Origin of the sequence: Nocardia sp. CNY236 (assembly GCF_000482385.1) — a bacterium.
Lineage (GTDB): Bacteria > Actinomycetota > Actinomycetes > Mycobacteriales > Mycobacteriaceae > Nocardia.
The window spans coordinates 17668-27748 of record NZ_AXVD01000036.1 but is presented as its reverse complement, the minus strand read 5'-3'; the positions used below and the strand labels follow the sequence as shown (position 1 = coordinate 27748).

Sequence of the window (10081 nt, the reverse complement as noted above, 5' to 3'; positions counted from 1 at the left end):
GCGGTCCCGGATCGAACGTAGGAGCACTGTGACCGAGCAGAAACTGCGCGAGTACCTCAACCGCGTCACGATCGACTTGCAGCGCACCCGCCGCCGACTCGCCGCCGCCGAGGCCGCCGCGCACGAGCCGATCGCCATCGTGTCCATGAGCTGCCGCTTCCCGGGCGGCGTGCGCACTCCCGAGCAGTTGTGGCAGTTGCTGGCCGAAGGCCGCGACGCCACGACCGAGATACCACGGGACCGCGGCTGGGATCTCGCGCAGCTCAGGGCGGGCACGGGGTCCGGTCGAGGCGCATTCATCGACGGCATCGCCGACTTCGACGCCGCATTCTTCGCAGTCTCCCCGCACGAGGCGACTGCGATGGATCCACAGCAGAGACTGCTGCTGACCACTGCCTGGGAGGCCATCGAGCGGGCCGGCATCGATCCGGTTGCCTTGCGCGCAACCACCACCGGCGTGTTCGCCGCCGCGGTGGATCAGGGGTATGCCCAGGTCGCTTTGCACGCCGCCGAGGCTGTACGGAACTTCCTCGTCACCGGCAACTCGATGAGTGTGCTGGCGGGCCGGGTGTCCTATGCGCTCGGGCTCGAAGGACCGGCACTCACCGTGGATACCGCCTGCTCCTCCTCGCTCGTCGCACTACATCTGGCCACGCAGGCGCTACGCCGCAAGGAGTGCACCCTGGCGCTCGCTGCCGGCGCGACCGTGATGTCGCTGCCATTGGTCTACGACGAGTTCGGTAGACAGGGTGCAATGTCGGCCGACGGACGGTGCAAGGCGTTCTCGGCCACCGCCGACGGCACCGGCTGGGGCGAGGGCGTCGGAGTCCTGCTGTTGGAACGACTGGCCGACGCGCGCCGCAACGGACACCCGGTGCTGGCTGTGATCCGCGGTTCCGCACTGAACTCCGACGGCGCCAGCAATGGCCTGACCGCGCCCAACGGCCCCTCCCAACAGCGGCTGCTGTTGGCCGCGCTCGCCGATGCCGGGCTCACCGCCGCGGACGTGGACGCCGTCGAGGCGCACGGCACCGGCACCACACTCGGCGACCCCATCGAGGCAGACGCCCTGCTTGCTACCTACGGCCGCAACCGTTCCGCGGACCGGCCACTGTGGCTCGGCTCGCTGAAATCGAATATCGGGCACACCCAGGCAGCGGCCGGGATCGCGGGCGTGATCAAGACCGTGCTGGCGCTGCAGCACGGCATCCTGCCCCGTTCACTGCACATCACCGAGCCCACCCCGCATGTCGACTGGTCCAGCGGCACTATCCGGTTGCTCAGCGAGAGCCGCCCTTGGCCACCGACCGAAAGGCCCAGGCGAGCGGGTGTTTCGGCATTCGGCATGAGCGGTACCAATGCGCACGTCATTCTCGAACAAGCGCCCGCACCCGAGCCCGAGAGCACCGAACCGCGCCCACCCCGCCCGGCGGTTGGGCCCTATGCGTTGGCTGGACGCAGTCCGGCCGCGCTGCGCGATCAGGCGGTGCGGTTGATGGGTGCGCTGACCGCCGATCCCGCCCTCGACCCAGCCGATGTCGGGTTCTCGCTGGCAGCGACCCGGACAGCGTTCGAGCAGCGCGCCGTTGTGGTCGCGGGCGCCCGCGCCGATCTGCTCGATGGACTCGGCGAACTGGCCCGCGACCACACGTCCGCACCGAACATCGTTGTCGGCAAGAGCGATTCGAGCATCGGCCGGACCGTGTTCGTGTTCCCCGGCCAAGGCGCGCAGTGGGACCGCATGGCCCGCGACCTGCTCGCCGAGTCGCCGGTCTTCGCCGCCTCGATCGCCGAATGCGAGCAGGCGTTGACCGGGGTCGTCTCCTGGTCCTTGACCGAGGTGCTGTGCGGCGCTCCGGGCGCGCCGTCGCTCGAGCGCGTCGACGTCGTCCAACCGGCGCTGTTCGCGATGATGGTTTCGCTCGCCGCGCTCTGGCGCTCTTGGGGAGTCGAACCCGACGCGGTCGTCGGTCACAGCCAGGGAGAGATCGCCGCCGCCGTCGTCGCGGGCGGGTTGTCGCTGGCCGACGGCGCGAAAGTGGTGAGCTTGCGCAGTCGCGCGATCGGCGCGCTGGCCGGGCACGGCGGTATGGTCGCCCTCGCGCTCGGCCACGACGACACGCAGGCACAGCTCACACCGTGGGCTGGTCGTGTCTCGGTGGCAGCTGTCAACGGCCCCGCTTCCACCGTCGTATCCGGTGATCCGGACGCCCTCGCCGAGTTGGTCGTCAGCTGCGACGACCGCGGCGTGCGCGCCACGCGGGTGCCGGTCGACTACGCCTCGCACTCGGGGCAGGTCGAACGGATCGCCGACGAGCTGCTGTCGGTGCTCGCCGATATCTCTCCGCGTACCGGCCGCATCCCGCTGTTCTCCACGCTCACCGGCGACTGGCTCGACACCGCCGAGATGAACGCCGACTACTGGTATCGCAATCTGCGTGCCACTGTCCGGTTCGAGACCGCGATCGGCGACCTGGCCCGGCAAGGACACGATGTGTTCGTCGAGGTATCGCCACACCCCGTGCTCACCGTCCCGGTACAGGACACTGTCGAGGCCGCGGGAGCGACCTCCGCGGTGGTAGTCGGCACCCTGCGGCGGGACGAGGGCGGCCTGCGGCGAGTCCTGGCCTCGGCTGCCGAACTGTGGGTGCGCGGTGTAACCGTCGACTGGACACCGGCTTTCGTGGGCGCTGGCCCGGTCGGCCTGCCCACCTACCCGTTTCAGGAGCGGCGCTTTTGGCCGGAACCCGTCGCGCAGTCCGGTCCCGGCGCACTCGGCCGACCCGCCGACCCGCTGCGCTACCGCATCGCTTGGCACCGGCTCGCCGACCCGTCGGCCGCGCTGCTCACCGGCCGGTGGTTGCTCGTCGTGCCCGGTGTGGCAAGCAATTCGCGCCACGCGCAATGGATCGAGCGCGCATTGACCGAGCTCGGTGCAGACCTCGACCGCATCGAACTCGCCGACGAGGACGTCGACCGCGATATTCTCGCCGCACGCCTGCGTGGGCTCGGTGGTACCGCGCCGACCGGAATCGTTTCCCTGTCGGCGATCGCCGAGCGACCGCATCCGCGGTATCCGGCCCTGCCGGTCGGTGTCGCGCTCACTGTCGCCTTGGTCCAAGCGCTGGCCGACATCGCGAGCACGGCCCGGTTGTGGTGTGTGACCAGTGGTGCGATCACCACCGACTCCGCCGATGTGCTCACCGCTCCCCGGCAGGCGATGGTGTGGGGCGTGGGCATGGTAGCGGCTCTCGAACAGCCCCACCGGTGGGGCGGTCTGCTGGATCTGCCGCCGGAACCGGACGATGCCGCCCGAATACGACTCGGCGCCGCCCTCAGCGGGGCGGGTGACGTCGCGGGTGAGGACCAGCTCGCGCTCCGACCGAGCGGGTTGTTCGCCCGAAGACTGATGCATGCAGCCCGCCCGTCGAACCCCGACAGCCGTCCCTGGCGGCCCCGGGGGACGGTCCTGCTGACCGGTGGCACCGGGGCGGTGGGCGGGCATCTCGCCCGGTGGTTGGCCCGTGGCGGATCCGAGCACGTGGTCGTGCCCGGCCGCCATGGCGCGCAGGCGCCCGCCGCCGCGCAGCTGCGCGGCGACCTGACCGCGTACGGTGCCCGGCTGAGCACGCCGGTCTGCGACCTCGCCGACCGTGACCAGGTCGAGCGAATGCTCGCCGACCTCGATGCGCAAGGCACCCCGGTCACCGCGGTGGTGCATGCCGCAGCATTCATCGCCCTCGCCCCGCTCACGGCCGCCCCGCTCGGTGCGTTCGCCGATGTCGTCGGGGCCAAGGCAGCCGGGGCGGCGCACCTCGACGCCCTGCTCGACCGGGACCTCGATGCGTTCGTCCTGGTCTCCTCGATCGCTGGTCTCTGGGGCAGCGGCGATCACGGCGCCTACGCCGCGGGCAATGCCTACCTGCATGCCCTGGCCCAGCACCGACGCATGCGGGGCCTGACCGCGACCACTGTCGACTGGGGTGTCTGGCGCACGGGTGACCCCGGCACGGCACCGGCCGGCGACCTGTTCAAGCTCGACGAGCACGGTCTGCGCCGGATGGATCCGGCTACGGCCATCGCCGCTCTGCAGCAGACCCTCGATGACGACGAAACGGTCATCGCCGTCGCCGACGTCGACTGGGACAGGTTCGCTCCCGTTTTCGCCTCCAGTCGCCCCAGCCCGCTGCTGCAGACCATTCCCGAGGCGCGCAGCGCGCTGCAGCGCACTGCTGCCGACCCGTCGGACAGCGCACAGCTGCGGCAACGACTGGACCGACTGCCGGTCGCGGAGCGGCGCCGTGCCCTGCTCGATCTCGCCCGAACCCATGCCGCCGCGGTCCTGGGGCACGACTCACCGCGACACGTGCCGCCGGGCAAAGCATTCCAGGAACTGGGCTTCGCGTCGTTGACTGCTGTCGAGCTGCGCAACCGGCTCAATGCCGCCACCGGGCTGCGGTTGCCCTCCTCGCTCGTCTTCGATCACCCCTGCGCGGACGCGCTCGCCGCGCACCTCGAGGCCGAACTGTTCGCGGCCGGGGTACCCACCGATACCGCACCGGCGCCGACCACCGCCCCGGACGACGACCCGATCGCGATCGTCGCGATGAGTTGCCGCCTGCCCGGCGGCATCGACACCCCGGAGAAGCTGTGGCAGCTGCTATGCGAGGGCGGCGATACGATCAGCGGCTTCCCCAGCGACCGCGGCTGGCCGAGCGTGGAGGAACTGTTCGATCCGGACCCCGACCACCCGGGCACCGCGACCACGCGGCACGGCGGATTCCTGCACGACGCCGCCGAATTCGATGCGGGCTTCTTCGGAATCTCCCCTCGTGAGGCCATCGCCATGGATCCGCAGCAGCGGCTGCTGTTGGAGACCTCCTGGGAGGCCATGGAGCGTGCGGGCCTCGATCCGGAGACGTTGCGCGGATCCCGGACCGGGGTCTACATCGGCGTCAACTACGGCGATTACGGCTCCGCTGTGGCCCGGTCCGGGCACGACGACGGGCATCTGCTGACCGGCAGCGCCCCGAGCATCGTCTCCGGTCGCATCGCATACACCTTCGGTCTGGAGGGGCCCGCACTGACCGTCGACACCGCCTGCTCGTCGTCGCTGGTGGCACTGCACACCGCGGTCCGCGCGCTGCGCAGCGGTGATTGCGCACTGGCCCTGGTCGGCGGCGTTGCAGTGATGTCGATGCCCGGTGCGATCCTGAGCTTCTCCCGGCAACGCGGACTCGCGGCAGACGGCCACTGCAAAGCTTTCGCCGAGGCCGCCGACGGTATGGGCATGGGCGAGGGCGTCGGCGTCCTGATCGTCGAGCGGCTCAGCGACGCTCGACGCACCGGGCACCCGGTGCTGGCCGTGCTGCGCGGTTGCGCCGTGAACTCCGACGGCGCCAGCAACGGTCTATCGGCGCCCAACGGTCCATCGCAGCAGCGGGTCATCCGTGCGGCGCTGGCCGATGCCCGGCTGTCGGCCGCGGACGTCGATGTGGTGGAGGCGCACGGCACCGGCACCACCCTCGGTGACCCGATCGAGGCACAGGCGTTGCTGGCCACCTACGGTCGGGACCGCACCGATGATCGGCCGCTGCTGATCGGCTCGCTCAAATCGAACATCGGCCATACCCAGGCCGCTTCGGGCGTCGCCGGAGTGATGAAAATGGTGCTGGCGCTGCGCCACGCGCAGGTTCCCCCGACTCTGCACATCGATGAACCGACCAGCCACGTCGACTGGGATGCGGGCGCTGTGGCACTCGTGACCGAGTTGTCGCCCTGGCCGCAGACCGACCGAGTGCGCCGGGCCGGCGTCTCCTCCTTCGGCCTCAGCGGAACCAACGCGCACGTCGTTCTGGAACAAGCGCCCGAACCGGATATGGCAGCGGAGCAGCAGAATTCGGTTCCCGGACCACTGCCCTGGGTCCTGTCGGCGCGCACCTCGGCGGCGCTGGCACAGCAGGCGGCACGTCTGAGCGAGCACGTGGACCGGACCGGCACGGTGGACCCTGCCGACGTCGGACGCACACTCGCCGGCCGCACCGCGTTCGCGTACCGTCGCGTGTTGGTCGGGGACCGCGACGAACTCCCGGCCGCGCTGCACGCCCTGGCCGGTGGAACCGATACGCCCGCAGCGGTGTCCGGCGTGCAGGACATCGACGGCAAGACGGTCTTCGTCTTCCCGGGTCAGGGCTCCCAGTGGCCCGGCATGGCCCGGGAGCTGCTGGTCGAATCGGCGGTGTTCGCCGACCGGATGTCCGAGTGTGCTGCGGCGCTGTCCGCTTACGTCGATTGGTCGCTGTTGGATGTGGTGCGCTCGGGCGCCCCGCTGGATCGGGTCGACGTGGTGCAGCCGGTGCTGTTCGCGATGATGGTGTCACTGGCCGCGGTCTGGCGCTCACACGGCGTCGTGCCCGATGCGGTGGTCGGTCACTCCCAGGGTGAGATCGCCGCGGCCGTCGTTGCGGGCGGCCTGTCGCTCGCCGATGGTGCACGTGTGGTTGCGCTGCGCTCGCGCGCGCTCGGCGAACTCGCCGGGACGGGTGCGATGGCGTCGATCGCACTACCGTTGCCGCGGGTGGAGCAGCTGCTCGCGTCATGGGGTGCGCGGCTGTCGGTGGCCGCGGTGAACGGCCCGTCGGCAGTCGTGGTCTCGGGCGAGACGGAAGCGATCGGGGAGCTGCTGGCCGCATGTGATGCCCAGGCCGTTCGGTCCCGGCGTATCGATGTCGACTATGCATCGCACTCGGCGCACGTACACCGCATCGAGTCCGAGCTGTTGCGAACGTTGGACTCCATCACCCCGAGGGTCGCCGAGGTGCCGCTGTTGTCCACGGTGACGGGGGAGTGGCTCGACACCAGCATCATGGATGCCGCCTACTGGTATGAAAATTTGCGTCGGACAGTTGTTTTCGAGCCGGCCGTACTCTCGTTGTCCCAGCAGGGGTTCACTGCCTTTATCGAGGTCAGCCCCCACCCTGTGCTCACGGTGCCGATCGAGCAGACGTTGGAGGCGGCTGGGCGCGACGGTACCGTGCTCGCCACCCTGCGCCGGGACGAAGGCGACATCCGTCGGCTGCTGCTCTCGCTGGGCGAAGCGTGGTCGTGCGGGCGACCGGTGAACTGGTCGGCGTTCTTCCCCGGCGCCCGTCGCATCGACCTGCCGACCTACCCCTTCCAACACCGGCATTACTGGGCGCTACCCGCCGCCGGTTCCGACGCTGCCGATCTTGCCGCCTCCGGCCTGGACGCCACGCGGCATCCACTGCTGAGCGCGGCCACCGAGATCGCCGGTACCGGTGAGATCCTGCTCGGCGGCCGATTGTCGCTGCACAGCCACCCCTGGCTGGCCGACCACGCGGTATCGGATGTGGTGTTGCTGCCCGGGACGGCGTTCGTCGAGCTGGCGCTGCAGGCCGCTACCGAGGCGGGCTGCGCGGTGCTCGACGAACTCGCATTGGAGACGCCTCTGGTGCTCCCCGTGGCCGGGGCTGCGCGCATCCAAGTACGTGTGGACGCACCCGCCGAGGACGGCAGTCGTACGCTGGCTGTGTACTCACGGCCGGAAAACCGGCTGGCCACGCAGTGGATCAGGCACGCGACGGGGAGCATGGCCGAGCTTGCGGTCGACTGTCCCACCGTGCCGCAGCACTGGCCGCCGCCGGGCGCCACACCGGTGGCAGTCGAGGACCTGTACGACCGATTCGGCGAATCCGGATACCGATACGGTCCCGCCTTCCGCGGCGTTCGGGCAGCCTGGCGGCGCGGCGACGAAGTCTTCACCGAGGTCCGACTGCCCGACAACGACGATCTCGCCGCCGCAGCATACGGCGTGCACCCCGCTCTGCTGGACGCTGCCTTGCACGGAATCCGGCTCGGCCCCGCGGGTGACGTCGTGCCCGAGCCGGGCACCGCGCAGGTCCCGTTCTCCTGGAATCACGTGCGCTTGCACGCGATCGGGGCGACCCACTTGCGGGTTCGGCTGACGTTCACCACAACCGGGGATGTGGCGATCGAGGCCACCGACCCACAGGGCAGCCCGGTGGTCTCGGTCGCGGCTTTGGCGGTCCGCCCGATACCGACGGACTCGCTGAGTGCGTTCGCCGCGCCGGACGCACTCTTGCGTGTGGAGTGGACGCCGTTGCCCGGTCTCGGCGCACCGCTACCCGCCACTGGGCAGCCAGCAGTGCTCGGCCCGATAGGCGCACAGGACCAATCGCCAACTCTACTCGATTGTTGTGCACCAGAATTCGCAGCGCTCGATGTTCCTCCGGACACCTATGCCGACCTCGACGCGCTCGGCGCGGCGATCGACACGGGAGCGCCGGTGCCGGACGTAGTTCTCGTCGAGTGTCGGTCCGCCAGTGCAGACGCCGAGACCGTCCGGACGGTGACGGCCACCGCGCTGGCGCTGATCCAACAGTGGCTGGCCGATGACCGGTACTCCGACAGCCGCCTGGTCGTCGTGACCAGCGGCGCCGTCGAGGCATCCCCTGGTGAGGGAGTGCCCGACCTGGCGGGTGCGGCAGTGTGCGGTCTCGTCCGCTCGGCACAGTCCGAGTACCCGGACCGGTTCGTGCTGGTCGACGCCATCGATCCGGCGGAACTGTTCGCGCTGCTGCCGACGGCTCTGGCGACCGGTGAACCGCAGCTGGTGGTGAGAGTGGGCGGTCTGCTCGGCGCCAGGCTGGCGCGAGTCCCGGAGCCCAGCGCGGGCGCGACCGTCTTCGATCCTTCGGGCACTGTGCTGATCACCGGAGCGAGTGGCGTGCTCGCCGGGCTCATTGCCCGGCATCTGGTGCGCGACTACGAGATACGCCGACTGCTGCTGGTCAGCCGCCGAGGTCCGCACACACCAGAGGCCGCCGGGTTGGTCGCCGATCTGAGCGACCTGGGCGCCGAGGCGCAGATCGTCGCGTGCGACGTCAGCGACCGGGACCAGCTCGCCGCGGCCCTGGCACAGATCCCCGCACAGCACCCGCTGACCGCTGTCGTGCACACCGCGGGCGTCCTGGACGACGGCATCATCCCATCGCTGACCACCGAGCGGCTGCACGCCGTGCTCGAACCCAAGGTCGACGGCGCACTGCATCTGCACGACCTGACCCGTGAACTTCCACTGTCGGCATTCCTGTTGTTCTCCTCCGCAGCCGGCGTCATCGGCAATGCGGGCCAGGCCAATTACGCCGCCGCCAACGCATTCCTCGATGCGCTGGCCGCCGACCGACGCGCCCAGGGCCGCACCGCGCAGTCCATCGCCTGGGGACTGTGGGCGCAGCGCAGCGCGATGACCGAACATCTCGACGAGACCAACAGGCAGCGGGTGACTCGTGGCGGCGTCGCGGCGTTCTCCGATGCCGAGGGCCTGACACTGTTCGACGCCGTGCTGCGGCAGGATGCGGCGGTACTGGTGCCGGTACGCCTGGACCTGGACCGGCACCGCCTGGCAACCGCGGCCGAGGTGCCCGCCCTGCTGCGGGGCCTGGTTCGCGAAGTGGTCCGCCCGGTAGCCGCCACCGCCGGTGCCGCCGAAGCGAATAGCCTGCGCCTGCGCCTGGCCGAGCTCGATCTGTCGGAGCGAAAGACAGTGCTGGCGGACCTCGTTCGAGAGAAGGTCGCGCGGGTGCTACGGCATCCGGACGCGGCCGCCGTCGATCCGGAACTCGCCTTCCAGGATCTCGGGTTCGACTCACTGACCTCGGTCGAGCTGCGTAACCAGCTCAACGCGGTGACCGGCTTGCGGCTGCCCGCGACCCTCGTTTTCGACCATCCGACGCCCGAGGCCGTGGCGGCCCATATCGCCGAGCGCCTGGTGCCTGCGGTGCCCACGGTGCGGCCGAGCGAAGGCATCGACGACGAATCGGTGCGCCACCTGCTGGCGACCATCTCGCCGCAGCGGTTGCGGTCGGCCGGCCTACTGGATGCGTTACTGCGCCTACAGCAATCAGGACCGGGGACCCATGCACCCCCGCCGGACGAGCCGGAATCGATCGAATCGGAATCGATCGAGGGCATGGATGTCGATGGTCTGGTGCGCATGGCCCTTGGGGACGGTCATGCCTGAACAGACCGACAGGGAAGG

At 70.1% G+C, this 10081-nt stretch carries 1 protein-coding gene; it reads left to right on the top strand.

Annotated features, from left to right (window positions below; genetic code table 11):
• Positions 1-28 precede the first annotated feature (28 nt).
• Positions 29-10063 (top strand): SDR family NAD(P)-dependent oxidoreductase, encoded by a 10035-nt coding sequence (locus K940_RS0117890; RefSeq protein WP_196812254.1) that lies wholly within the window; start codon positions 29-31, stop codon positions 10061-10063.
• Positions 10064-10081 lie beyond the last annotated feature (18 nt).